At 64.6% G+C, this 25,357-nt stretch carries 22 protein-coding genes and 1 pseudogene; 13 read left to right on the top strand and 10 right to left on the bottom strand.

Features of this window, described 5'->3' with window-relative positions:
* Nucleotides 1-73 precede the first annotated feature (73 nt).
* From N7650_RS04540 to gap, 3 genes are all read right to left on the bottom strand, one after another.
* The gene (locus N7650_RS04540) at nucleotides 74-976 is read right to left on the bottom strand and encodes a FecR domain-containing protein (protein WP_279897242.1); all 903 of its coding nucleotides are present in this window, start codon (nucleotides 974-976) and stop codon (nucleotides 74-76) included.
* A gap of 135 nt (nucleotides 977-1,111) precedes the next feature.
* Nucleotides 1,112-1,630, bottom strand: a complete 519-nt coding sequence (locus N7650_RS04545) for a sigma-70 family RNA polymerase sigma factor (RefSeq protein WP_009398286.1) — start codon at nucleotides 1,628-1,630, stop codon at nucleotides 1,112-1,114.
* Nucleotides 1,631-1,756: 126 nt separating this feature from the next.
* Nucleotides 1,757-2,758 (bottom strand): type I glyceraldehyde-3-phosphate dehydrogenase, encoded by a 1,002-nt coding sequence (gene gap, locus N7650_RS04550; RefSeq protein WP_279897215.1) that lies wholly within the window; start codon nucleotides 2,756-2,758, stop codon nucleotides 1,757-1,759.
* A gap of 221 nt (nucleotides 2,759-2,979) precedes the next feature.
* On the opposite strand from gap, the gene edd reads away from it, so the two are divergent.
* The 9 genes from edd to N7650_RS04595 all read left to right on the top strand — a co-directional run bounded on the left by edd (nucleotide 2,980) and on the right by N7650_RS04595 (nucleotide 13,775).
* Nucleotides 2,980-4,806, top strand: coding sequence for a phosphogluconate dehydratase (edd, locus tag N7650_RS04555; protein ID WP_279897216.1), 1,827 nt, complete (start codon nucleotides 2,980-2,982; stop codon nucleotides 4,804-4,806).
* Entirely contained in the window at nucleotides 4,803-5,774 is a 972-nt protein-coding gene (locus N7650_RS04560) for a glucokinase (RefSeq protein ID WP_009398289.1), read from the top strand. Before edd ends, N7650_RS04560 begins: the two co-directional genes overlap by 4 nt.
* A gap of 28 nt (nucleotides 5,775-5,802) precedes the next feature.
* Complete coding sequence (locus tag N7650_RS04565) at nucleotides 5,803-6,513, top strand: response regulator (protein ID WP_009398290.1); 711 nt, start codon at nucleotides 5,803-5,805, stop codon at nucleotides 6,511-6,513.
* A gap of 19 nt (nucleotides 6,514-6,532) precedes the next feature.
* Entirely contained in the window at nucleotides 6,533-7,948 is a 1,416-nt protein-coding gene (locus N7650_RS04570; RefSeq protein WP_279897243.1) for an ATP-binding protein, read from the top strand.
* A gap of 203 nt (nucleotides 7,949-8,151) precedes the next feature.
* Entirely contained in the window at nucleotides 8,152-9,417 is a 1,266-nt protein-coding gene (locus N7650_RS04575) for an ABC transporter substrate-binding protein (RefSeq protein WP_009398295.1), read from the top strand.
* A 94-nt stretch (nucleotides 9,418-9,511) separates the two neighbouring features.
* Nucleotides 9,512-10,420, top strand: coding sequence for a sugar ABC transporter permease (locus N7650_RS04580; protein ID WP_064301665.1), 909 nt, complete (start codon nucleotides 9,512-9,514; stop codon nucleotides 10,418-10,420).
* Nucleotides 10,413-11,246, top strand: coding sequence for a carbohydrate ABC transporter permease (locus tag N7650_RS04585; RefSeq protein ID WP_009398300.1), 834 nt, complete (start codon nucleotides 10,413-10,415; stop codon nucleotides 11,244-11,246). The genes N7650_RS04580 and N7650_RS04585 overlap by 8 nt, the downstream gene beginning before the upstream one ends.
* A 3-nt stretch (nucleotides 11,247-11,249) precedes the next feature.
* A complete protein-coding gene (locus N7650_RS04590) occupies nucleotides 11,250-12,404 on the top strand; it encodes an ABC transporter ATP-binding protein (protein WP_279897217.1) in 1,155 nt (384 codons plus the stop codon).
* A 63-nt stretch (nucleotides 12,405-12,467) separates the two neighbouring features.
* A complete protein-coding gene (locus tag N7650_RS04595) occupies nucleotides 12,468-13,775 on the top strand; it encodes a carbohydrate porin (protein WP_009398303.1) in 1,308 nt (435 codons plus the stop codon).
* A 136-nt stretch (nucleotides 13,776-13,911) separates the two neighbouring features.
* On the opposite strand, the gene N7650_RS04600 is transcribed toward N7650_RS04595, so the two are convergent.
* The gene (locus N7650_RS04600) at nucleotides 13,912-14,772 is read right to left on the bottom strand and encodes a MurR/RpiR family transcriptional regulator (RefSeq protein WP_205884576.1); all 861 of its coding nucleotides are present in this window, start codon (nucleotides 14,770-14,772) and stop codon (nucleotides 13,912-13,914) included.
* Nucleotides 14,773-14,983: 211 nt separating this feature from the next.
* On the opposite strand from N7650_RS04600, the gene zwf reads away from it, so the two are divergent.
* From zwf to N7650_RS04615, 3 genes are read left to right on the top strand one after another with little or no spacing between them, the layout of a single operon-like run.
* The gene (gene zwf / locus N7650_RS04605) at nucleotides 14,984-16,456 is read left to right on the top strand and encodes a glucose-6-phosphate dehydrogenase (RefSeq protein ID WP_064301667.1); all 1,473 of its coding nucleotides are present in this window, start codon (nucleotides 14,984-14,986) and stop codon (nucleotides 16,454-16,456) included.
* Nucleotides 16,443-17,156 carry a 6-phosphogluconolactonase gene (gene pgl, locus N7650_RS04610; RefSeq protein WP_279897218.1) on the top strand — a complete coding sequence of 238 codons (714 nt, stop codon included), beginning with the start codon at nucleotides 16,443-16,445 and terminating at the stop codon, nucleotides 17,154-17,156. The genes zwf and pgl overlap by 14 nt, the downstream gene beginning before the upstream one ends.
* Nucleotides 17,157-17,172: 16 nt before the next feature.
* Nucleotides 17,173-17,850 (top strand): bifunctional 4-hydroxy-2-oxoglutarate aldolase/2-dehydro-3-deoxy-phosphogluconate aldolase, encoded by a 678-nt coding sequence (locus N7650_RS04615; RefSeq protein ID WP_064301669.1) that lies wholly within the window; start codon nucleotides 17,173-17,175, stop codon nucleotides 17,848-17,850.
* Between the two features lie 110 nt (nucleotides 17,851-17,960).
* Here the strand turns inward: N7650_RS04615 and leuA are convergent, their stop codons facing one another.
* From leuA to N7650_RS04645, 6 genes and pseudogenes are all read right to left on the bottom strand, one after another.
* Nucleotides 17,961-19,637 carry a 2-isopropylmalate synthase gene (leuA, locus tag N7650_RS04620; protein WP_064301672.1) on the bottom strand — a complete coding sequence of 559 codons (1,677 nt, stop codon included), beginning with the start codon at nucleotides 19,635-19,637 and terminating at the stop codon, nucleotides 17,961-17,963.
* Between the two features lie 324 nt (nucleotides 19,638-19,961).
* Nucleotides 19,962-20,786 (bottom strand): M23 family metallopeptidase, encoded by an 825-nt coding sequence (locus N7650_RS04625; RefSeq protein ID WP_279897219.1) that lies wholly within the window; start codon nucleotides 20,784-20,786, stop codon nucleotides 19,962-19,964.
* A 4-nt stretch (nucleotides 20,787-20,790) separates the two neighbouring features.
* On the bottom strand, nucleotides 20,791-22,170 hold the full coding sequence (gene xseA / locus N7650_RS04630; protein ID WP_279897220.1) for an exodeoxyribonuclease VII large subunit: 1,380 nt from the start codon (nucleotides 22,168-22,170) through the stop codon (nucleotides 20,791-20,793).
* Nucleotides 22,171-22,465: 295 nt separating this feature from the next.
* Nucleotides 22,466-22,597, bottom strand: a pseudogene (locus N7650_RS04635) (flagellar hook-length control protein FliK); the annotation flags it as partial.
* Between the two features lie 149 nt (nucleotides 22,598-22,746).
* The gene (locus N7650_RS04640) at nucleotides 22,747-23,493 is read right to left on the bottom strand and encodes a transglutaminase-like domain-containing protein (protein WP_279897221.1); all 747 of its coding nucleotides are present in this window, start codon (nucleotides 23,491-23,493) and stop codon (nucleotides 22,747-22,749) included.
* Nucleotides 23,494-23,544: 51 nt separating this feature from the next.
* A complete protein-coding gene (locus N7650_RS04645) occupies nucleotides 23,545-24,435 on the bottom strand; it encodes a LysR family transcriptional regulator (protein ID WP_009398324.1) in 891 nt (296 codons plus the stop codon).
* 115 nt (nucleotides 24,436-24,550) lie between these two features.
* Between N7650_RS04645 and N7650_RS04650 the strand changes: the two genes are divergently transcribed.
* Complete coding sequence (locus N7650_RS04650) at nucleotides 24,551-25,315, top strand: sulfite exporter TauE/SafE family protein (protein WP_279897244.1); 765 nt, start codon at nucleotides 24,551-24,553, stop codon at nucleotides 25,313-25,315.
* Nucleotides 25,316-25,357: the final 42 nt, after the last annotated feature.

Consider the following 25,357-nt stretch of genomic DNA (forward strand, 5'->3'; position numbering starts at 1 on the left):
TCAAACAAGAATCAGTTGCATTGGCTATAACGAGACGTACGACCTCAGAGGATCGCGTAAAAAAACTTTCGACTCAGTTGATGATCACCACGGCTGGCAATTCCCGCACCTGCGCCGAGGTGATGTGGGCCAGGGCACGCACGGCTTCCAGCGGCTGGTCGAGGCGGTAGTTGCCGGTCACCGCGACCTGCTCCAGCCTGTGGTTGGTATTGATGATCCAGCCGGGGTAGTAGCGGCGCAGCTCGGCCAGCACCTCGCTGAACGGGCAGTTTTCGAAGATCAGCCGACCCTGGACCCAGGCAAGGTCCTTCTGCAGGTCGGCGCGCTGCCGTTCGCCGAAGCCATCGGGGCCGACGCGGATACTCTCACCGCTGCTAAGGCGGATGCGCTGGTCCTGGCTGGCGAGCACATCGATATCGCCGCGCTGTACCCGCACCAGCGCTTCGCCATCGAGGTAGCGCACCGCGAAATCGCTGTCGCGCACCCTGGCGCGCAGCGGCCCGGCTTGCAGTTCGAAGGGCTGGTCAAGCCCGCCGGGGATTTCGAAATAGGCCTCGCCCTGGTACAGCCGGGCGACCCGCTGGCGCGCATCGACAGCGCTGGAAAAGGCCGAATCGGTGTTGAGCAGTACCCTTGAGCCGTCGTTCAGTTCGACCCGCTGGCGCTCGCCGACCACGGTCAGGTGATCGGCTTGCAGGCGCACGGGCAGATTCCCGGCGGTCAGAACGCCCACCAGCAGTACCGCTGCAACGGAGAGCGGCTTCCAGTGCGGGCGCAGGCGTGCCAAGGGCGAGGCCTTGCGTTTTCGCTGCAGCTCGCCGGCCGCCTGGCGCACGGCACCGCCGTTCCACAGCGCTTCGGCATCGACATAGGCCTGGGCGTTGTCCGGGCTGGCTTGCAGCCAGGCTTCGAAGGCGCGGGTGTCGTCATCGCTCGGGCATTGCAGGCGGATCAGCCAGTCCAGGGCCTCGTCCATGGCCTGGTCGCGGGCAGTCGCATGCGGCGCGGGGCGCTGATGGGCGGGTTCGGTCACGGAAGGTCCTTGGGATGTGGCGGCTGTCTTGTCGTGGGCGTCATGATCGCGGCAAACGCAAGGGCAGGCAAGGAACCTTCAGTTGCCGTCGAGCCGATCGGCGACGCCCATGCAGATCGCCATGATCAGTTTCAGTTCCTTCTGCACCGTGCTGGCGGAGACCTTCAGTTGCTCGGCGATCTCCAGGTAGCTGGCGCCATGCAGCCGGCTGAGGATGAAGATGCGCTGCTGGCGCGGGGTCAGTTGCGCCAGCGAGCCGCTCAGGCGCTTGAGCAGCTTTTGCGCGTGGGCGGCGTCCTCGGCGCTGCTGACCGGCGCCGCGACATTGTGCAGGATCTGCTCCGGCACATCGTCCACCAGCGTACGGGCCTGGACCCGGCGCGCACGCAGATGGTCCAGCGCCAGGTTGCGCGCAGTCTGGAAGACGAACGGCTCTAGATGCTCGATGGGACGCTCGCCCAGTGCCCGGGTGACCCGCAGGTAGGTTTCCTGCAGCAGGTCCTCGGCGGTGCTCGGGTTGTCCACCATGCGCTGCAGCGTACGCAATAGGGTCACCCGTTGGGCGAGAAAAACGGTGTTGAAGTGAGAGTGGCTCACGGGAATACCCGACCGGAATTTGCTAATGATATTGATTGTCATTAACGGTTTCGGTCAAGCGTTAAGTAGGGCAGCGCCGTAGGGCATTAGCCGAAACGTCCTACAGCAAACCGCCACAAGCCCCGTCTAGCGAGCGTTCCACAGTGCCAGGCAGTTATCCAGCATGCGGTTGCAGAAGCCCCATTCGTTGTCGTACCAGGCCATCACCTTCAGCAATTTCCCGCTGGCTTTGGTGTGATTGGCATCGAAGATCGACGACAACGGGTTGTGGTTGAAGTCGCAGGACACCAGCGGCAGATCGTTGTAACCGAGGATTTTCGACCCGCGACTGGCTTCCTTGAACAGCGCATTGACGTCCTCGGCCGTGGTCGGCCGGGCGAGGGTGACGGTCAGGTCCACCAGCGACACATTGATCACCGGCACCCGTACCGCCATGCCGGTGAGCTTGCCGGCCAGTTCCGGCAGGACCAGGCCCACCGCCTCGGCGGCCCCGGTCTTGCTCGGGATCATCGATTGGGTCGCGGCGCGGGCGCGGTAGGGATCGCTGTGGTAACCATCGGTCAGGCTCTGGTCGTTGGTATAGGCGTGTATGGTGGTCATCAGGCCCTGTTCGATGCCCAGCTCGCGGTGCAGCACCTGGGCCACGGGAGCCAGGCAGTTGGTGGTGCAGGAGGCGTTGGAAATGATCTGGTGCGAGGCGCGCAGGATGTCGTGGTTGACGCCATGGACTACAGTGGCATCCGCGCCCTTGGCCGGCGCCGAGATGATCACCTTGCGCGCTCCGGCGCTAATATGCGCCGCTGCCTTGGTGCGATCGGTAAACAGCCCGGTGCATTCGAACACCACATCGACACCCTCGGCCCGCCACGGCAGTTCCGCCGGGTTGCGGATGGCACTGACGGCAATGCGGTCGCCGTTGACCGTCAGGCTCTCCTGGTCGAAGGACACCTCGGCGGCAAAATGGCCGTGGACGCTGTCGTAGCGGAGCAGGTGGGCATTGATGGCGCTGTCGCCCAGATCGTTGATGGCGACGACCTGCAGGTCGCGGCGGTAGCCTTGGGTATAGAGTGCGCGCAGCAGGTTGCGGCCGATGCGGCCGAAGCCGTTGATTGCAATCCGGATAGTCATGGCACCACCTCGCGTACTGTACGGAATTTTGTTGTTGTAATTACAAGATTAATCGGAAACAGATAGAAAACAAGCGTAGCTGCTGGCAATATTTTGTTCGAATTACCACGTCGAGCGATCCAGTCCTTTTCTACCGACACTTGGCCTGAGCGTAGGCGCAATCGTTTGGAAGGGAAAATCGCCAGAGCGTCGCCACCACCGTTTAGCCTGGAGTCGAGTTCATGCATCCGCGTATTGTCGAGGTCACCGAGCGGTTGATCGCCCGCAGCCGTCCCACCCGTGAACGCTACCTGCAACTGATCCGCGGCGCCGCCAGCGACGGCCCGATGCGTGCCCGCCTGCAATGCGCCAACTTCGCCCATGCCGTGGCCGGCTGTGGTGCCGACGACAAGCAGACCCTGCGCCTGAGCGATTCGGCCAACGTCGCCATCGTCTCCGCCTACAACGACCTGCTCTCCGCCCACCAGCCCTACGAGCACTACCCCGAGCAGATCAAGCAGGCCCTGCGCGATATAGGTTCGGTCGGCCAGTTCGCCGGTGGGGTGCCGGCCATGTGCGACGGTGTCACCCAGGGTGAGCCGGGCATGGAGATCGGCATCGCCAGCCGCGAGGTGATCGCCATGTCCACCGCCGTGGCGCTGTCGCACAACCTGTTCGATGCGGCGCTGATGCTTGGCATCTGCGACAAGATCGTCCCCGGCCTGATGATGGGCGCACTGCGCTTCGGTCATCTGCCGATGCTGTTCGTCCCCGGTGGACCGATGCCCTCGGGCATTTCCAACAAGGAAAAGGCCGAGGTGCGCCAGCTCTACGCCGAAGGCAAGGCCAGCCGCGAACAGTTGCTGGAGTCGGAGATGAAGTCCTACCACAGCCCCGGCACCTGCACCTTCTACGGCACCGCCAATACCAACCAGTTGCTCATGGAAGTGATGGGCCTGCACCTGCCTGGTGCGTCCTTCGTCAACCCCTATACGCCGCTGCGCGATGCCCTGACCGTGGCGGCCGCGCAGCAGGTCACCCGGCTGACCAAGGCCAGCGGCAACTTCATGCCGATCGGCGAAATCGTCGACGAAAAGGTGATCGTCAACTCGGTGGTGGCCCTGCACGCCACCGGCGGCTCCACCAACCACACCCTGCATATTCCGGCCATCGCCCAGGCCGCCGGAATCCAGTTGACTTGGCAGGACATGGCCGATCTTTCCGAAGTGGTTCCGACCCTTTGCCACGTCTATCCGAACGGCAAGGCCGATATCAACCACTTCCAGGCGGCCGGAGGCATGGCCTTCCTGATCCGCGAGCTGCTCGATGCCGGCCTGCTGCACGAGGACGTCAACACCGTGGCCGGTCGAGGCCTGCGCCGCTATGTCGAGGAACCCTTCCTCGATGGCGACGCGTTGGTGTGGCGCGAGGGGCCGCGGCAAAGTCTCGACGAGTCGATCCTGCGCCCGGTGGCCCGGCCGTTCTCCGCCGAAGGCGGATTGCGGGTGATGGAGGGCAACCTGGGCCGGGGCGTAATGAAGGTCTCGGCCGTGGCTCCGGAGCACCAGGTGGTCGAGGCGCCGGCGCGGGTCTTCCACGACCAGCAGGCGTTGGCCGATGCCTTCAAGGCCGGCGAACTGGAGCGCGACTTCGTCGCCGTGATGCGCTTCCAAGGCCCGCGCTGCAACGGCATGCCCGAGCTGCACAAGATGACGCCGTTCCTTGGTGTGCTGCAGGACCGCGGCTTCAAGGTCGCGCTGGTCACCGACGGGCGCATGTCCGGTGCCTCGGGCAAGATCCCGGCGGCCATCCATGTCTGCCCCGAAGCCTATGACGGCGGGCCGCTGGCCCGGGTGCGCGACGGCGATATCGTGCGCGTCGATGGCGCCACCGGCAGCCTGCTGGTGCGGGTACCGGACGATGAACTGGCGGCCCGCGAGCTTGCCGCCGCGCCACTGGGCAATGACCTTGGCTGTGGCCGTGAGCTGTTCGGCTTCATGCGCCAGGCCTTCAGCCCGGCGGAGAAGGGCGCAAGTGCCTTCACCCAGGCGCTGGAGGGGTGCAAATGAGCGTTTCGCTGGTAGGCGATATCGGCGGGACCAACGCCCGTTTCGCCCTGTGGCGCGACGATGCCCTGCATGCCGTGCAGGTGTTCCAGGTGGCGGACTACAGCAGCCCGGAACAGGCCATCGGCGTTTACCTGGACGGCCAGGGCATTGCCCGTGGCGAGCTGCAGGCGGTGTGCCTGGCGGTGGCCGGACCGGTGTCCGGCGAGGAGTTCCGCTTTACCAACAGTCACTGGCGGATCAACCGCAGCATTTGCTGCGCTGCCTTGCAGGTCGAGCACCTGCTGCTGATCAACGATTTCTTCGCCATGGCCCTGGGCATGACCCACCTGCAACCGCACGAGCGGGTCAATGTTTGCGCCGGCGAGGCCGACCTGAGTCGCCCGGCGCTGATCATCGGCCCCGGCACCGGCCTTGGTGTGGCCAGCCTGTTGCGTCTGGAAGAGGGGCGCTGGCTGGCCGTGCCGGGTGAAGGCGGGCATGTCGATCTGCCGGTCAATGACGCCCGCGAGGCAGCAATTCGCCAGGCCATCGCCGAACATACCGGGCACGTCAGTGCCGACACCGTATTGAGCGGTGGCGGACTTTTGCGCTTGTACCACGCCATCTGCAGCCTCGACGGCCACGCGCCGACCCTGGCGACGCCCGCCGCCATCACCGAAGCCGCGCTGTCGGGCGAGCCGGTGGCGCTGGCGGTGATCGAGCAGTTCTGCCGCTTTCTCGGCCGGGTCGCCGGCAACGGTGTGCTGACCCTCGGCGGACGCGGCGGGGTGTATATCGTCGGCGGCGTGGTGCCGCGTTTCAGCCGCCTGTTCCTGCGCAGCGGCTTTGCCGAAAGCTTTGCTGACAAAGGCTGCATGAGCGGCTATTTCCAGGGCATCCCGGTGTGGCTGGTGACCGCCGAATTCTCCGGGCTGCTGGGTGCCGGCGTGGCATTGCAGCAAGCGCTGGCGGGAACCTCCGGGGCTTGATTCCCGGGCAAGGACAAGGACCTCTTTTGTGAGCAAGTCGATTCTGCTGGTGGATGACGACCAGGACATCCGTGAACTGCTGGACGCCTACCTGAGCCGTTGCGGTTTCCAGGTGCGCGCCGTGGCCGACGGCCAGGCGTTTCGCCAGGCGCTGGATGCCGAGGGCAGCGACCTGGTGATCCTCGATGTGATGCTGCCCGACGAGGACGGTTTCAGCCTGTGCCGCTGGGTGCGCGAACATCCACGCCAGGCGCGGGTGCCGATCATCATGCTGACCGCCAGCTCCGACGAGGCTGATCGGGTGATCGGCCTGGAGCTGGGTGCCGACGACTACCTCGGCAAACCCTTCAGCCCGCGCGAACTGCAGGCGCGGATCAAGGCGCTGTTGCGCCGGGCCGGGTTCCAGGCCCCAGGCGGCGAGGTGCTGGCCTTCGATGAGTGGCGCCTGGATACCGTCAGCCATCGCCTGTTCCATCGCGACGGCGAGGAAGTGATTCTGTCGGGCGCCGACTTCGCCCTGCTCAAGCTTTTCCTCGATCATCCGCAACAGATCCTCGACCGCGACACCATCGGCAATGCCACGCGTGGACGCGAGCCGATGCCACTGGATCGCATCGTCGATATGGCGGTCAGCCGTCTGCGCCAGCGCCTGCGCGACACCGGCAAGCCGCCGCGGCTGATCCGGACCGTGCGGGGCAGCGGTTACCTGCTGGCGGCCAGTGTTGCTGCGTCGCACTGAGCGCCGCCGGCGCCTGCCGCTGCCGCGTTCGCTGCTGGGGCGGATGCTGCTGCTGACCTTGCTGGTGGTGTTGCTGGCCCAGGGCCTGTCGAGCCTGATCTGGCTGTCGCAACTGCGTGCCAGCCAGCGCGAGGGGCTGGTCGCCAGTGCGCGCAGCCTGGCGCATTCGATGAGCGCCAGCGTCAGCTACTTCCGCTCGCTGCCCTTGGCCTATCGGCCGCTGGTGCTGGACCAGTTGCGCAGCATGGGCGGCACGCGCTTCTTCGTCTCCCTCAACGATCGCCCGCTGGACATGCAGGTACTGCCCAGCACGCCGCGCAAGGAGGCGGTCATCGCCGCGGTGGACGAAGTGCTGCGCCAGCGCCTGGGCGAGATGCGCATTTCGGTGGAGTTCGTCAGCCCGCAGGACCTGCGGATTTTCAACAGTGGCCTGAAGCTCGACGAACTGCCGCGTTCCTGGGCGCATTACGCGCTCACGCTGGAACCGGTGGAACCGCCGGTGCTGGTTACCCAGATCCGCCTGGCCGAGGGCGAGTGGCTGTATATCGCCTCGCTGCTGCCCGAGCCCTACACCACCCTCGAAGATGAAGGGCTGCCGCGTCAGCAGGTATTGTTCATCGGTTTCACCAGTTTCTTCCTGCTGCTGTTCATCGGCCTGCTGGTCCATTGGCAGAGCAGGCCGCTCAAGCGCCTGGCCCTGGCGGCGCGGGAAATGTCCCTCGGCGCGGATGTGGCGCCGGTGGTGGAGGGCGGCGGCAGCGAGGTGGAGGAAGTGGCGCGCGCCTTCAATGCCATGCGCGAGCGCATCAGCCGCTATCTCACCGAGCGCAGCCAATTGTTCAGCGCGATCTCCCACGACCTGCGTACGCCGATCACGCGCTTGCGCTTGCGCGTCGAACTGCTGGAGGACGAGCAGGTGCAGGCGAAGTTCGGACGGGATCTGGACGAACTGGAGATGCTGGTGAAAGGCGCACTGCAATGCGTGAAGGACACGGATATCCACGAGAACATCGAAGCCATCGATCTGAACCAGGTGCTGGAATGCCTGGTCGAGCCTTACCTTGCCAGTGGCCGGGTGACCATCCGAGGGCATGCCGAGGCCGCCTACCCGGGCAAGCCGCTGGCCTTGCGCCGCTGTATCGGCAACCTGATCGACAACGCGTTGAAATATGGCGAGCGCGCGCATCTGCGGATCATCGATGGCGAGGACAGCTTCGTCCTGCATGTGGACGACGAAGGGCCCGGGGTGCCGGCGCAACAGCTGGAACAGGTGTTCGAACCGCATTTCCGCCTGGCCGGGAAGCAGCAGGGGTATGGCCTGGGCCTGGGGATTGCCAGGAATATTGCCCATAGCCATGGCGGGGAGGTGAGTTTGAGGAATCTGCGCGAGGGTGGGTTGAGAGTGACCCTGAGCCTGCCCCGGTATCTTGATTGATTTCCCGGGCCCTATCGCTGGCAAGCCAGCTCCCACAGGTTCTGTGTGCGCCGCGAAACCTGTGGGAGCTGGCTTGCCAGCGATGAGGCCTGAAGGATCACCGCTAATGTCACTGTTTGGTGACATTCCCGCATCCCTTCGTTACCTCCACCATCAGATCCCCTGTTTAGACTCCAGGCAAAACAACAAAAAGGCTTCTCCCGATGAATGCGATCACCCGTCTCGCCGCCGTCGTTTCCCTCGCCTCGCTGTTCCCCCTTTCTGCCTTGGCCGCCGACAATCCTGGCACCGTGGACGTTCTCCACTGGTGGACCTCCGGCGGCGAAGCCAAGGCCGTCGAGACCCTCAAGCAGCAGATCCAGAAAGATGGTTTCATCTGGAAGGACAACGCCGTCGCCGGTGGCGGTGGTGCTGCCGCCATGACCGTGCTGAAAACTCGCGCCATTTCCGGCAACCCGCCTTCCGCCGCGCAGATCAAGGGCCCGGATATCCAGGAATGGGGCGCCCTCGGCCTGCTCACCGAACTGGATGACGTGGCCGCCGCCAACAAGTGGGACGACCTGCTGCCCAGGCAGGTCGCCGATATCATGAAATACGACGGCCACTATGTAGCAGTGCCGGTGAACATCCACCGGGTCAACTGGCTGTGGATCAACCCGCAGGTGTTCGACAAGGCCGGGGCTAAGGTCCCTACCACCCTCGATGAGCTCTTCGCTGCCGCCGACAAGCTCAAGGCCGCCGGTTTCATTCCCCTGGCCCACGGCGGCCAGCCCTGGCAGGACAGCACGGTGTTCGAAGACCTGGTGCTGAGCATCCTCGGGCCCAAGGGCTACCACGCTGCCTTCGTCGACCTCGACGAGAAGACCCTGACCGGACCGCAGATGACCGAGGCCTTCGCCACCCTCAAGCGCCTCGGCACCTACATGGACCCCAACCGCGCCGGGCGCGACTGGAACATCGCCGCCGCCGAGGTCATCAATGGCAAGGCCGGCATGCAGATCATGGGCGACTGGGCCAAGAGCGAGTGGAGCGCCGCCGGCAAGGTGGCTGGCAAGGACTACCAGTGCGTGGCCTTCCCCGGGACCCAGGGCAGCTTCGCCTACAACATCGACTCGCTGGCGATGTTCAAGCTCAAGGACGCCAACGACATCAAGGCGCAGAACGACCTGGCCAAGGTCGCCCTGGAGCCGGAGTTCCAGACCGTGTTCAACCAGAACAAGGGCTCGCTGCCGGTGCGCCAGGACATGGACATGAGCAAGTTCGACGCCTGCACGCAGAAATCGGCGGCGGACTTCAAGGAAGCGGCCAAGGGCGACGGCCTGCAACCGAGCATGGCGCACAACATGGCCACGACCCTGGCGGTGCAGGGCGCCATCTTCGATGTGGTGACCAACTTCCTCAATGATCCCCAGGCCGAGCCGGCGACGGCGGTGAAGCAGCTCAACGCGGCGATCAAGGCGGCCAGGTAGCCCCCAGTCGCTGGCAAGCCAGCTCATACCGCTGAACCTGTGGGAGCTGGCTTGCCAGCGATGAGGCCCTCCCAAACACCGGAGATCCCCGATCATGACCACTGCAATCGCCCAGCGGCGAGCCTCCCCCCTGGACGCCCTCCAGCGCTGGCTGCCCAAGCTGGTCCTGGCCCCGAGCATGCTCATCGTGCTGGTGGGCTTCTATGGCTACATCCTCTGGACCTTCATCCTGTCCTTCACCAACTCCAGCTTCATGCCCAGCTACAAATGGGTCGGGCTGGCCCAGTATGCGCGGTTGATGGACAACGACCGCTGGTGGGTGGCAAGCAAGAACCTGCTGGTGTTCGGCGGGCTGTTCATCGCCATCAGCCTGGCCGTCGGAGTGCTGCTGGCCGTGCTGCTGGATCAGCGCATCCGTCGCGAGGGCTTTATCCGCACCATCTACTTGTACCCCATGGCGCTGTCGATGATCGTCACCGGCACCGCCTGGAAATGGCTGCTCAATCCCGGCCTGGGCCTGGACAAGCTGCTGCGCGACTGGGGCTGGGAGGGCTTTCGCTTCGACTGGCTGGTAGACCCGGACCGTGTCGTCTACTGCCTGGTGATCGCTGCCGTGTGGCAGGCCTCGGGCTTTGTCATGGCGCTGTTCCTGGCCGGTCTGCGCGGCGTCGATTCGTCCATCGTGCGTGCCGCCCAGGTCGATGGCGCGAGCCTGCCGGTCATCTACCTGCGCATCGTCCTGCCGAGCCTGCGTCCGGTGTTCTTCAGTGCGCTGATGATCCTTGCCCACATCGCGATCAAGAGCTTCGACCTGGTGGCGGCCATGACCGCCGGCGGCCCGGGCTACGCCTCCGACCTGCCGGCGATGTTCATGTACTCCTTCACCTTCAGCCGCGGCCAGATGGGCATGGGCTCGGCCAGCGCGATCCTGATGCTGGGCGCGATCTTGGCGATCCTGGTGCCGTACCTGTATTCGGAACTGCGAGGCAAGCGCCATGACTAGCCCATCGCTGCGCCTGAGCCGCATCGCCATCTACACCACCCTGCTGGCCGCCTGCGCCCTGTACCTGGTGCCGCTGCTGGTCATGCTGCTGACCAGTTTCAAGACCCCCGAGGACATCCGCGCCGGCAACCTGCTGAGCTGGCCGCAGGTGATCACCGGAATCGGCTGGATCAAGGCCTGGGACACGGTGGGCGGCTATTTCTGGAACTCGGTGAAGATCACCGTGCCGGCGGTATTGATCTCGACCCTGCTCGGCGCGCTCAACGGCTACGTCCTGTCGATGTGGCGCTTCCGCGGTTCGCAGCTGTTCTTCGGCTTGCTCCTGTTCGGCTGCTTCCTGCCGTTCCAGACCGTGCTGCTGCCGGCCTCCTTCACCCTGGGCAAGCTCGGCCTGGCCAGCACCACCACCGGCCTGGTGCTGGTGCATATCGTCTACGGCCTGGCCTTCACCACGCTGTTCTTCCGCAACTACTACTGCAGCGTGCCCCAGGCCCTGGTGCAGGCGGCGCGGCTGGACGGCGCGGGGTTCTTCACCATCTTCGGGCGGATCCTCCTGCCCATGTCGGTGCCGATCATCATGGTCTGCCTGATCTGGCAGTTCACCCAGATCTGGAACGACTTCCTCTTCGGCGTGGTGTTCGCCAGCGGCGACGCCCAACCGATCACCGTGGCCCTGAACAACCTGGTCAACACCAGCACCGGGGTCAAGGAATACAACGTCGACATGGCCGCCGCGATGATCGCCGGCCTGCCGACCCTGCTGGTCTATGTCCTTGCGGGCAAATACTTCCTGCGCGGGCTGACGGCCGGCGCGGTCAAGGGGTGAAGCATGGCAACGCTGGAACTGCGCAACGTCAACAAAAGCTACGGCAGCGGTCTGCCGGATACCTTGAAGAACATCGAACTGAAGATCGATTCCGGGGAGTTCCTGATCCTCGTCGGGCCCTCCGGCTGCGGCAAATCCACGCTGATGAACTGCATTGCCGGTCTTGAGCAGATCAGCGGCGGGGCGATCCTGGTGGATGAGGCCGATATCAGCGGCATGAGCCCCAAGGATCGGGATATCGCCATGGTCTTCCAGTCCTACGCGTTGTACCCGACCATGAACGTGCGCGACAACATCGCCTTCGGCCTGAAGATCCGCAAGATGCCGGCGGCGGCCATCGACGAGGAAGTGGCGCGGGTCGCGCGGCTGTTGCAGATCGAGCACCTGTTGGCGCGCAAGCCCGGCCAGCTGTCCGGCGGCCAGCAGCAGCGCGTGGCCATGGGCCGGGCACTGGCGCGGCGGCCGAAGATCTACCTGTTCGACGAACCCTTGTCGAACCTCGATGCCAAGCTGCGGGTGGAGATGCGCACCGAGATCAAGCTGATGCACCAGCGCCTGAAGACCACCACGGTGTACGTCACCCACGACCAGATCGAGGCCATGACCCTGGGTGACAAGGTGGCGGTGATGAAGGATGGCCTGATCCAGCAGTTCGGTACGCCGCAGCAGATCTACAACGACCCGGCCAACCTGTTCGTCGCCAGCTTCATCGGCTCGCCGCCGATGAACTTCATTCCACTGCGCCTGCAGCGGCGCGAAGGGCGCCTGCAGGCGCTGCTCGACAGCGGCCAGGCACGCTGCGAGCTGCCGTTGGGCTTGAGCGAGGCCGGGCTGGAGGATCGCGACGTGATCCTTGGCATTCGCCCGGAACAGATCAGCCTGGCGCCCGGCGAAGGCAACGGCATGCCGAGCATCCGCGCCGAGGTGCAGATCACCGAGCCCACCGGGCCGGACCTGCTGGTGTTCGTCACCCTCAACCAGGCCAAGGTCTGCTGCCGCCTGGCGCCGGATGTTCCGGCGCGGGTCGGTGACAGCCTGACCCTGCAATTCGATCCTGCCCGGGTGCTGCTGTTCGACGCTGCCAGCGGCGAACGCCTGGGTGCGATCGGCAGCCCGCCCGCGAGCAAGGGCAACGTGGCGCAGTTCAAAGGGCGTTGAGCCTTGAACTTCGCCTGCCGTGCATGAATCACCATCGATAACAAGAAAACGAGGAAACAACGGATGGAGTACTTCAAGCGCATTTCAGGATTGACCCCACTGGCCGTGCTGGTGGCGGTGGCGAGCAACCCGGCGCTGGCCGCCGGGGCCTTCGAGTCGTCGTCGAAATGGATGACCGGCGACTGGGGCGGGGCCCGTACCGAGCTGCTGGACAAGGGCTACGACTTCACCCTCGACTATGTCGGCGAGGCGGCGACCAACCTGCACGGCGGCTACAACGACGACCGCACCGCGCGCTACAGCGACCAGTTCGCCCTGGGCATGAAGCTGGATCTGCAAAAGATCCTTGGCTGGCATGATGCCGAGTTCAAGCTGGCAATCACCGAGCGCAGCGGGCGCAACCTGTCCAACGACCGGATCAGCGATCCGCGCGCCGGGCAGTTCAGCTCGGTGCAGGAGGTCTGGGGCCGTGGCCAGACCTGGCGGCTGACGCAGATGTGGATCAAGCAGAAATACTTCGATGGCGCCCTCGACGTGAAGGTCGGGCGCTTCGGTGAAGGCGAGGACTTCAACAGCTTCCCCTGCGATTTCCAGAACCTGGCGTTCTGTGGTTCGCAGGTGGGCAACTGGGTGGGCGGCATCTGGTACAACTGGCCGGTCAGCCAGTGGGCGATGCGGGTCAAGTACAACATCACGCCGGAGTTCTTCGCCCAGGTCGGGGTGTTCGAACAGAACCCGTCGAACCTGGAAACCGGCAACGGCTTCAAGCTCAGTGGCAGCGGTACCAAGGGCATGATCCTGCCTGTCGAGCTGGTCTGGTCGCCGCAGGTCAGCGGGCTGCCGGGCGAGTACCGCCTGGGGTACTACTACAGCACCGCCAAGGCCGACGACATCAGCGACCCTGACCGTACCCATTCGAGCAAGCATGGCTGGTGGGTGGTGGCGCAGCAGCAGGTCACCGCGCACAAGGGCGATGCCAATCGCGGGCTGAGTCTGTTCGCCAACTTCACCGTGCACGACAAGGACACCAACGTGGTCGACAACTACCAGCAGGTGGGGCTGGTCTACAAGGGCGCGTTCGACGGGCGGCCCAAGGATGACATCGGCTTTGGCGTCGCGCGGATCCACGTCAACGACGACGTGAAGAAACGGGCCGAGCTGATCAACGCCGGCAACGGTATCGATGACTACGACAACCCGGCCTTTGTGCCGATCCAGCGCAGCGAGTACAACGCCGAGCTGTATTACGGTTTCCACGTCACCGACTGGCTGACCGTGCGGCCGAACCTGCAATACATCAAGAGCCCGGGTGGGGTGGACGAGGTCGACAACGCGCTGGTGGCGGGGATCAAGGTGCAGAGCTCGTTCTGAGGCAACCTTGTAGTAAGTTTACAAACCTTCAGGGCCTCATCGCTGGCAAGCCAGCTCCCACAAACCCTGTGGGAGCTGCGGTTCGGCGCTCCGACTTGCCAGCGATGAGGCCCTGAAGAGCCCAGCAGATTCCGGATCAGCCCAGCTCATCATCCAGCGGATACCGGCTGGCATTCAGGCTTTCCTTGATCTTGCGCAGGTGCGGCTGGAAGTCCGCGCCGCGGCGCAGGGTCATGCCGGTGGCCAGCACGTCCAGTACGGTCAACTGGATGATCCGCGAAGTCATCGGCATGTAGATGTCGGTGTCTTCCGGCAGCGGGATGTTCAGGCTCAGGCTGCTGGCCCGGGCCAGGGGCGAGTTGGCGGCGGTCAGGGCCAGTACCGAGGCGCCGTTGTCGCGCGCCAGTTGTGCTACTTCCACCAGCTCCCGGGTGCGCCCGGTATAGGAAATGATCACGAACAGCTCACCGGTATGCGCCACCGAAGCCAGCATGCGCTGCATCAGGACATCGGCATGGGCGGAAACCGCGAGGTTGAAGCGGAAGAACTTGTGCTGGGCATCCAGCGCCACCGGCGCCGAGGCGCCGAGGCCGAAGAAATGGATCTGCCGGGCCTGGATCAGCATGTCCACGGCGCGGCTGATCAGCGCCGGGTCGAGTTGCTGCCAGGCGCTGTCGAGGGAGGCGATGGTGCTGCCGAAGATTTTCTGGGTAAAGGCCGCCGGATCGTCGTCAGGCTCCACCGCGCGGCTGACATAGGCTGCACCGCTGGCCAGGCTTTGCGCCAGTTGCAACTTGAGTTCCGGGTAGCCGCTGACGCCAAAGGAGCGGCAGAAGCGATTGACCGTCGGCTCGCTGACCTTGGCCGCCTGGGCCAGTGCGGCAATGCTGAAGCGGGTGGCCTGCTGCGGGGCGGCAAGGATAACTTCGGCGACTTTGCGTTCGGCCTTGTTCAGCTCGTCGAGACGGCCCTGGATCTGCTCCAGAAGATTGCGCACGCGGTCCATTGGGGTTCCTTCGGTCGGGGGTGCGGCCCGTTCGCGCAAGCAGGGGCCGGGTTTACAGGGTCTGTATCCTACTGATGGCAGGGTAGACCTACCACTTGTATCTGTCTTGCAGGTCAGATGTTGTTGTTATTACTACATTCGCTCTTGATATCCCTGCTGGAACGCGATATTTCTACACGCACTCGGTAAAAGAACCTACATCATGTCTTCGATCAGTGTTGAGCCTTGCACCTTTGCCCTGTTCGGCGCCCTTGGCGACCTGGCCTTGCGCAAGCTGTTCCCGGCCCTCTACCAGCTCGATCGGGCCGGGCTGCTGCATGAGCGCACCCGCCTGCTGGCCCTGGCCCGCGAGCCCGGCAACGTGCAGGAGCACCTGGCCTCGATCGAAGCGCACCTGCACGAGTTCGTCGCGTCCGACACCCTGGACACCACGGTGTTGCAGCGTTTCCTTGGCCGCCTGAACTATCTGCATATGGACTTCCTCGACGCCCAGGCCTATCCGGCACTGGCCGCGCAGGTCACCCCCGAAGCGCCGCTGATCGCCTATTTCGCTACTCCGGCGGCGGTCTACGGAGGTATCTGCGAGAACCTGGCGAAGGTCGGCCTGGCCGAGCGTACCCGGGTGGTGCTGGAGAAGCCCATTGGCCATGACCTTGAGTCGTCGCGGCGGGTCAACGACGCGGTGGCGCAGTTCTTCCCGGAAAACCGCATCTATCGCATCGACCATTACCTGGGCAAGGAAACGGTGCAGAACCTGATCGCCCTGCGCTTTGCCAACAGCCTGTTCGAAACCCAGTGGAACCAGACCTCGATTTCCCATGTGGAAATCAGCGTCGCCGAGAAGGTCGGCATCGAGGGACGCTGGGGCTATTTCGACAAGGCCGGGCAACTGCGCGACATGATCCAGAACCACTTGCTGCAGTTGCTCTGCCTGATCGCCATGGACCCGCCCAGCGACCTGTCCGCCGACAGCATCCGCGACGAGAAGGTCAAGGTGCTCAAGGCCCTGGCGCCGATCACCGGCGAAGGCCTGGGCACCCGCGTGGTGCGCGGCCAGTACATCGCCGGGCACAGCGACGGGCGGGCGCTGCCGGGTTATCTCGACGAAGAGAACGCCAATACCCACAGCGACACCGAAACCTTCGTCGCCCTGCGCGCCGATATCCGCAACTGGCGCTGGGCCGGTGTGCCGTTCTACCTGCGCACGGGCAAGCGCATGCCGCAGAAACTGTCGCAGATCGTCATTCACTTCAAGGAACCGCAGCACTATATCTTCGCGGCGGAACAGCGTTTGCAGATCGGCAACAAGCTGATCATCCGCCTGCAGCCGGACGAGGGCATTTCCCTGCGGGTGATGACCAAGGAACAGGGCCTGGACAAAGGCATGCAACTGCGCAGCAGCCCGCTGCAATTGAATTTTTCCGACGGCAGCTTCCGCAGCGCACGGATTCCCGATGCCTACGAGCGGCTGCTGCTGGAGGTGATGCGCGGCAATCAGAACCTGTTCGTGCGCAAGGATGAAATCGAGTACGCGTGGAAATGGTGCGACCAGTTGATCGCCGGCTGGAAGCAATCCGGCGAAGCGCCCCGGCCCTATGCCGCGGGAACCTGGGGGCCGGTGGCGGCGGTGGCATTGATTACCCGCGATGGGAGGTCCTGGTATGGCGACATCTGAAGTGCAGTGGCCGGCGACGGTCACGATCCATGAATTGAAAACCGCTGAGCAGCTTGCCCGGCAGTTGGCTACGGACGTCGCCGCGCGCCTGCGCGCAGCGATTGCCGGGCAGGGCGGGGGGACCTTGGTGGTATCCGGTGGGCGCAGCCCTGTTGCGTTCTTCCAGGTCTTGGCGCAAGAGTCGCTGGACTGGTCGAAGGTGACCGTCAGCCTCGCCGACGAGCGCTGGGTGCCGGTGGAGCATGCCGACAGCAACGAAGGCCTGTTGCGTCGCCATCTGCTTCAGGGCGAGGCGGCGAAGGCGCGCCTAGTTGGCCTCTATCGCCACGCCGCCAGCCTGGAGGCGGCTGCGCTGGCGGCCGACCAGGCGCTGGCCGAGCTGCCGCCGATCGATGTGCTGGTGCTGGGCATGGGCGATGACGGGCACACCGCTTCGCTGTTCCCGGACAGCCCCAATCTTGCCGAAGGCCTGCGCCGCGATGGCGAGCGCCGCTGCCTGCCGATGCTGGCCCCGAGCGTGCCGCACCAGCGCCTGAGCCTGACCCGGCGGCTGTTGGCCACGGCCGGCTTTACCGCCTTGTCCGTGCAAGGTTCCGGCAAACTCGCTACCCTGCGCGCCGCGCTGGCGGGCAACGAGCCGGCGCAGATGCCGATTCGCGCCTTTCTTCACGACCCTTTGAGCATCTACTGGTGCCCATGAGCCAAGGACCCCTGTCATGACCACGCTCGAACGCCCCACGCCATTGCCGACGATGGCCGACAAGATCGCCCGGATCGATGCGATCTGCGACCAGGCGCGCATCCTGCCGGTAATCACCATCGCCCGCGAGGCCGATATCCTGCCCCTGGCCGATGCCTTGGCCGCCGGTGGCATCCGCACCCTGGAAGTGACCCTGCGCTCCGAGCATGGCCTGAAGGCCATCAAGGTGTTGCGTGAGCAGCGTCCGCAGCTGTGCATCGGCGCCGGTACCGTGCTGGACCGCGCCCAGTTCGAGGCGGTGGAGGCGGCGGGCGCGCAGTTCGTGGTCACCCCCGGCGTGACCCGGGAAATCCTCCAGGCCGGCGTCGAAAGCGATATCCCGCTGCTGCCGGGGATCAGCACGCCGTCGGAAATCATGATGGGCTACGCCCTCGGCTACCGGCGCTTCAAGCTGTTCCCGGCGGAAATCAGCGGCGGCATCGCGGCGATCAAGGCCTATGCCGGGCCCTTTGCCGATGTGCGTTTCTGCCCGACTGGCGGGGTTCGTCCGGATAACCTGCTCAGCTACATGGGCCTGCCCAACGTAATGTGCGTGGGGGGGACCTGGATGCTGGATAGCAGTTGGATCAAGAACGGCGACTGGGCCGCCGTGGAGAAGTGCAGCGCCGAGGCGATGGCGCTGCTCGAAGGATAAGTGGTTACGGCTGTTCGGGGCGCTTGGTCGGCGCCCCTTTTTTTTGCACACGAAAAAAAGCCCGCCTTCGGGAGGCGGGCCTTGGTCGAGCAGCGAGCGTGCCTGGCGGCTTACGCTGCCTTGCTCGCCGCCTGTTGCGTCAGGGAGCGGTTCAGCGCACTGAACAGGGCCTTGAAGCTGGCAGTGGTGATATTTTCATCGATGCCCACCCCGTGCACCGGACGACCACCGGCCACGCGCAGTTCGATGTACGCCGCAGCCTTGGCATTGGTGCCGGCGCCGATGGCGTGTTCGTTGTAGTCCATGATCTCCACGGCAACCGGCAGGCCGGCGACCAGGGCTTCCAGGGCACCGTTGCCCTTGCCGCGCCAGTGCAGGGTGGTTTCGCCTTCGCCGGCGACTTCCACTTCCACGGCGCTGTGGCCGTTTTCTTCCTGCAGGCGGTGGCTGACCAGTGCATACGGCGCGTTGGCCTGGAGGTATTCGCGGTGCAGCAGGTTGTAGATCTGCTGGGCGGTCATTTCCAGGCCGAGACGGTCGGTTTCACCCTGGACCACCTGGCTGAACTCGATCTGCATGCGACGCGGCAGGCTGATGCCGTATTCCTGTTCCAGCAGGTAGGTGATACCGCCCTTGCCGGACTGGCTGTTGACGCGGATCACCGCCTCGTAGCTGCGGCCGATGTCGGCCGGGTCGATCGGCAGGTACGGCACTTCCCACAGGGCGTCTTCCTTCTGCTGGGCGAAGCCCTTGCGGATGGCGTCCTGGTGCGAGCCGGAGAATGCGGTGTGGACCAGGTCGCCGACATACGGGTGACGTGGGTGTACCGGCAACTGGTTGCATTCCTCGACCACCTTGCGCACGCCGTCGATGTCGGAGAAGTCCAGCTCGGGGTCGATGCCCTGGGTGTAGAGGTTCAGGGCCAGGGTCACCAGGTCGACGTTGCCGGTACGCTCGCCGTTGCCGAACAGGCAGCCTTCGGCACGGTCGGCGCCGGCCATCAGGCCCAGCTCGGTGGCGGCGATGCCGGTGCCGCGGTCGTTGTGGCAGTGCAGGCTGATGATCACGCTGTCACGGCGGTTGACGTTGCGGCAGAACCACTCGATCTGGTCGGCGTAGACGTTCGGCGTCGAGACTTCGACGGTAGCCGGCAGGTTGAGGATGATCTTGTGTTCCGGAGTCGGGTTCCACACCTCGATCACCGCGTCGCAGACTTCCTTGGCGAATTCCATTTCAGTCGCGCTGAAGGTCTCCGGCGAGTACTGGAAGGTCCACTGGGTTTCCGGCTGCTGGGCGGCGTACTTGACGAACAGCTTGGCCGCGTTCACCGCGATGTCCTTCACGCCTTGTTTGTCCTGGTTGAAGACGATGCGGCGGAACGACGGGCTGGTGGCGTTGTACAGGTGGACGATGGCCTTCTTCGCCCCCCGCAGGGATTCGAAGGTGCGCGAGATCAGGTCTTCGCGGGCCTGGGTCAGAACCTGGATGGTGGTGTCGTCAGGGATGTGGCCGTCTTCGATCAGGGTGCGGACGAAGTCGAAATCGGTCTGCGAGGCGGACGGGAAGGCCGCTTCGATTTCCTTCACGCCCACGCTGACCAGGGTCTTCCAGAAGCGCAGTTTCTTTTCCGAATCCATCGGCTCGATCAGCGACTGGTTGCCGTCGCGCAGGTCGGAGCTGCACCAGATCGGCGCCTGGGTGATGGTCTTCGACGGCCAGGTACGGTCGGGCAGGTCGATGGTCGGGAAGGCGCGGTATTTCTTCGAAGGGTCTTTGAGCATGGACATGGGAGCAATCCTTTTGATGCGGCCTGGAACGGGCCTGCCGGAAACATGGAATCTTGGAATGGGCGAGGCGACGCGATTCAGCTTGGTAGTCGTGCACTGACCAGGCAAAGGCTGCGGTGTTGGCGGAGGCGGATAAGGGTTTCAAAGGTTTTCATGCCCTCAACCCTAACCAGTGAGGTGAAAGATGGCAAGCACCTCGAAAAAATTGATAGAAATGTGCGGAATCTGCTTTTTACCGACATTTAATCGCGCATTCCAATCAAAAAGACCGCGTCGGTTGCGCGGTCTTTTTGATTGGCGCAACAGCGCCGCCTGGCGGATAGTTCAGGGTTGGAACGCACCGATGAAGATCGCCGGATCGACCCGCGCATCGTTCAGGCTGACGTTCCAGTGCATGTGCGGCCCGGTGGCCCGGCCGGTGGAGCCGACCTTGCCGATCACCGCCCCGCGGGTCAGCACCTGTCCGGTTTTCACATCGATCTTCGACAGGTGGCAGAACATGCTGATGAAACCCTGGCCATGATCGACGAACACCGTGTTGCCGTTGAAGAAATAGCTGCCGGTGAGGATCACCTTGCCGTTGGCCGGGGTCTTCACCGGCGTGCCGGCGGGCACGGCGAAGTCCAGGCCGGAATGCGGATTGCGTTCTTCGCCATTGAAGAAACGGCGCACGCCGAAGCGGCTGGACAGCGGGCCGCTGACCGGCTTGTCGAGGATCAGGTTGCTCGGCGTACCGGGGCTGAAGCTGCGGTAGGCCTTGATCTGCTCGGCCAGCTCGGCGTCGATGCGCTTGAGGTCGGCCGGGTTCGGGTTGACCTGGCGCTGGTTCTTCAAGGTGATGTGCTGTTCCTGGTACTTCTTGCTGCCGACCCTGAACTCCAGGGTGCGGCTGCCCTGGGTGATGCGGGCAACGCCGGGCTTCTGGGTCAGGGGAATGCCGACGATGGCCAGCCAGTTGTCCTGCTCCTTCACCACCAGTACCGGCTTGCCGTCGAAGCGCGCACTCGGCGCTTGGGCCGAGGGCCCGAGGTCGATCACCGCCACACCGCCGGGTACCGGTTTGTTCAACTGGCGAGTGATGTAGCTGGCATGGGCGCTGCCGGCGAAGGTCAGGCACAGCAGGAGAAAGGCGCAAAGCAGTCGTGGCATGGGTTCAGTCCAGAAGGGAAAGCGTGACCGGGGTCTGGTGGTTGTCCTCGACCCGCACCAGCAACTCGCCTTCGCCGAGGCGGGCTTTGAGACGCTGGCCATTGTTCGTTTGCGCGGCGCTGCGAATCGCCTGGCCGCGTTCGTCGAGCAGGATGCTGTAGCCGCGACCGAGGGTGGCCAGGGGGCTGACCACTTCGAGCATCTGCACCTGGGCCTGGAGCTGCTGGCGGCGATCCTTCAGGGTGTCGCGCATGGCTCGGGGCAGGCGCGCGGACAGGTTGTCCAGGCGCTGCTTGAGCAGCGCCAGGGTACGTCCCGGATGCTGCGCGGCAAGGCGCGTATCGAGACGGGCCAGGCGTTCGCGGCGCTGGTTCAGGCGCTGCTCGAAGGCGCGGCGCAGGCGCATGTCCAGGTCATCGAGGCGCTGGGCCTGCTGGCGCAGGCGTTCGCCCGGATGACGCAGGCGCCGGCTGAGTCCGTCGAGGCGCAGGCGATCGTGCATCAGGCGGTTCTGCATGCGCAGCAACAGGCGCCGTTGCAGGCTTTCCAGGCGGCGTTGCAGGTCGCTGCTGTCGGGCGCCAGCAGCTCGGCGGCGGCCGACGGCGTCGGCGCGCGGACATCGGCGACGAAGTCGCTGATCGAGACATCGGTTTCATGTCCCACCGCGCTGACGATCGGCGTCACGCAGGCGGCGATGGCGCGGGCCACGGCTTCTTCGTTGAAGCACCAGAGGTCTTCCAGCGAACCGCCGCCTCGGGCCAGGATCAGCGCGTCGAAGCCCTGGGCATCGGCCTTCCGCAGGGCGCGGACGATCTGCCCGATGGCTTCGCGGCCTTGCACGGCGGTGGGCACCAGGTTCAGTTCGACCTGCGGGGCACGACGGCGGAACACGCTGATGATGTCGCGGATCACCGCGCCGGTGGGCGAGCTGATGATGCCGATGCGCTGCGGATGCGCCGGCAGCGCGCGCTTGCGCTCGGCAGCGAACAGGCCCTCGGCGCCGAGCTTTTCCTTGAGTGCCTCGAAGGCCAGGCGCAAGGCGCCGTCGCCGGCCGGCTCGACCGTGTCGAGGATCAACTGGTAGTCGCCGCGGCCCTCGAACAGCGAGACCTTGCCGCGCACCTTCACCGCCAGCCCGTCACGCAAGGCCTGGCGGACCCGCGCCGCGTTATTGCGGAACAGCGCGCAGCGCACCTGGGCACCGCTGTCCTTCAGGGTGAAATACACATGGCCGGAGGCGGGGCGGGCGAGGTTGGATATCTCGCCCTCGACCCAGATGCTGCTGAAGACATCTTCCAGCAGCACGCGGGCGCGGCCGTTGAGTTGGCTGACGGTGAGTACTTCACGGTCGAGGCCGAGGCGTTCGAAAGGGTCTCTGATCATGGGCGGCACTATAAAGGATCGCGGGGCGAGGTGTCCTGCCTTGTCGGGCATGGGTATCTACACATCGTTCGCCGAGGGCTCGGATGGTGGATCAACTTAGGATCCGTAGGAGCGTGGCTTGCCCGCGAAGGGCCGCAAGGCGGCCCCAAAACCATCCAGCACGAGCTAGGTGGAGAAAGCTCTTCTGGATTCAGCGCCTGCTTGGCCTCAGTGTCCCAGATGTTCGGCGTGGCAGGATTTGGGGCCGCTTTGCGGCCCTTCGCGGGCAAGCCACGCTCCCACAGGGGGCCGCGCCAGCCTTTAGGTACATGACCCGGTTGACCAGACCATCGGTCCGGCCGCCCTGGTTCATGGCCAGGGACTGGTTCAGCGGCGCGGGCGCCACGGCATTGGCGGTCTTCGGCGTCACGGCGTGGGTCAGGCTGGCCCCGGACCCTGTGGGAGCTGGCTTGCCAGCGATGACGGCAGTGAATTCACCATCGCAATCGCTGCGGTTCGGCGGTCCGACAAGCCAGCTCCCACAGAACAGTGGTAAATGAGCTGGTTCCGCTCCCACAGGGGACGCGTCGTTGTTTTTCAACCTGATTGATGATTGCAGGCCTGGCTACCCGGTGCGCCTTCGCGAATCCTGCGCACATTGTCGTTGAGCAACTTGTAGAAGAAGTTGTGGTACAGCCAGCCCTTCACCCCGTTCAGGTTGGTCTTGTGCTCGCGGTAGAAATCATCCGGCGAGACATATAGCCCCAGCTCGCGGGCAATGCCCTCGCGCTGGATGTAGGTGTCGCGGCCGGTCCATTGCACGGCCGGTTCGGCCAGCGACGGGGTGGCCACGGCATAGCCGAGGAAGGCGTGCTGGCAGTTGCTGAACCTGTCCTGTACCGCGCGCAGGTAGTGCTGGTCGAGAATCACCCCTTCCAGCACTACCCATTGCCCGTGCAGTTCGACCTCGACCCAGGTGTGGAGGATTTCCCGCGGCGCCATGAAGTACACGAACGCGGTCATCGCCCCTTTCTGCAGGCGCTTGTCGATGGTGAAGGCCCGCAGCCGGCAGGCAATGCCGAGGGCGCGGAGCAGGGCCATCAGCAGGTTGGACTTGGTGTTGCAGTGCCCCAGGCCCTCGGCAAGGATCGCCGAGGCGGGCAGGCTGTCGGCACCGGCGTTGTAACCGAACAGGATCTCGTCGCGGCAGAACTCGTAGACGGCACGGGCCGCCTGTTCCGCTGGCAATTGCCGCCAGCCGCGCGAGTCGATGAGGCGGGTGATCGGCGGTGCGTCGAAGTCGAGTATTTCAGTGCGTTGTAGATAGTCCTGTTGCGTGCGCATGGCAAAGCCTCCGTGTTTTCACCAAGGTTGGACCCTTTAGTTACTTCAGGGTCAAGCACGCTGTGCCTGCATATGCCCGAGGAACTGCCTGACCAGCGGCCCGGCGTCGCGGCGGTGGGCTATGGCCACCGTACTGACGCAGCCGGGATCGACCAATGGGATGAACCGCAGCGAAACCGGGGCGATGTCCCGCATGCAGCGAGGCAGCAACGCCACCCCGAACCCGGCCTGGATCAATTGCAATTGAGTGGTTTTGCGCGACACCACCCGCGCCGGCCGCGGAAAGAACCCGGCGGCCATGCACAGTTCCGCCGACAGGTAGCTCAGGCCGCCACGCTGGCGATGCGGGATGGAAATGAAAGGCTGGTCCGACAGATCCGCCAGCCGGATGCTGTTGTGATGCGCCAAGGGATGGGTATCGGCGACCGCCAGCAACAGCGGTTCCTGGAACAAGGGCTCGACGCACAGGCCTTCATGCTGGCGCAGCACTGGCAAGCGCAACAGGCCGATGTCCAGGCGTCCGTCGACCAGTTCTTCAAGCTGGCCCTCCGAGGAAAGCTGGGCTATCTCCATCGATACGCCAGGGTTGTCATGCAAATAGCTGCTGACCTGATGCAACAAGGCCCCGGTCAATGGCACCGTGCTGGAATGACTCAGGCGCAGGCTGCCGCGCCGCCCCTGGCCGACGGCGCGGGCCAGGTCGCTGGCCTTGTCCAGGTCCTGCAGCAGGTTGCGCGCCTTGGGCAGGAACGCCGTACCGGCAGCGGTCAGGCGTGGCAGCCGCGCGGTGCGTTCGAACAGCGCAGTATCCAGCTGCTGCTCCAGTTCGCGAATCTGCCGGCTCAGGGCCGACTGGGCGATATATAGACGTTCTGCAGCGGCGCTGAAGCTGCCGCTTTCGGCGATTTCAACGAAGTAGCGCAGTTGGCGGGTAGAAATCATGAGCTATGCCGTTTCAAGATGGCTAATGGCGATATTGCATATTAGTCGGCATGGCTCAGCGCCGGTTAAGGTGCGCTGAAAACAAATCGAAGGTATTACCCGGATGCTCGCCGACCTGTTCGCCCAATTGCCGTTCTCCTTGCTCGACTGGCTGCCGATCCTGCTGGGTGTGGCCGCTGCCTACGTGGTCTTCGGCATTGCCGGATTCGGTACCGCGCTGGTGGCTGGCCCGATCCTGATCAACTTCATGCCGTTGTCGCGGATCATCCCGCTGCTGGTGCTGCTGGACTTCGTCGCGGCCTTTGGCAACTGGCTGCCGGCACGCAAGGCGGTGAGCAGGGGCGAGCTGCTGCGCCTGCTGCCGTTCATGGCCTTGGGCTGCACCCTGGGCGTGGTGTTCCTGCTCAACCTGCATGCCGATGTGCTGATGTTGCTCATGGGCCTGTTCATCAGCGCCTACGCGCTGTACAGCCTGGCGGTGAAGGTCAGGCCGGCGAACCTGGCGGCGGGCTGGTCGGTGCCGGCGGGAACCATGGGCGGACTGTTCGGCGCGCTGTTCGGCAGTGGCGGCTTCCTTTATGCGCTGTACCTCAATGCCCGGCTGGACTCGACGGAGCAGGTGCGGGCGACCCAAAGCGCACTGATCAGTTGCAGCACGGTGGTGCGCCTGAGCCTGTTCCTGATCGCCGGGGTCTATGCCGACCTGCCGTTGCTGCTGTTGGCGGCGTGCCTGCTGCCGATGATGGTCCTCGGGCTGCGGGTAGGGCGGCGCTTGACCTTGAACATGTCGCGCGAGGCATTCGTGCGCCTGGTCACCTGGCTGGTGCTGGCCAGCGGGGTGGCGCTGATCGGTCGCTGGTTGACCCATGTGGCCGTGTGAGGCTTGGGATAGAGCCATTGCCGCGTCAAGCCCGTAGATCCG

Source organism: Pseudomonas sp. GD04058 (assembly GCF_029836855.1).
Lineage (GTDB): Bacteria > Pseudomonadota > Gammaproteobacteria > Pseudomonadales > Pseudomonadaceae > Aquipseudomonas > Aquipseudomonas bharatica.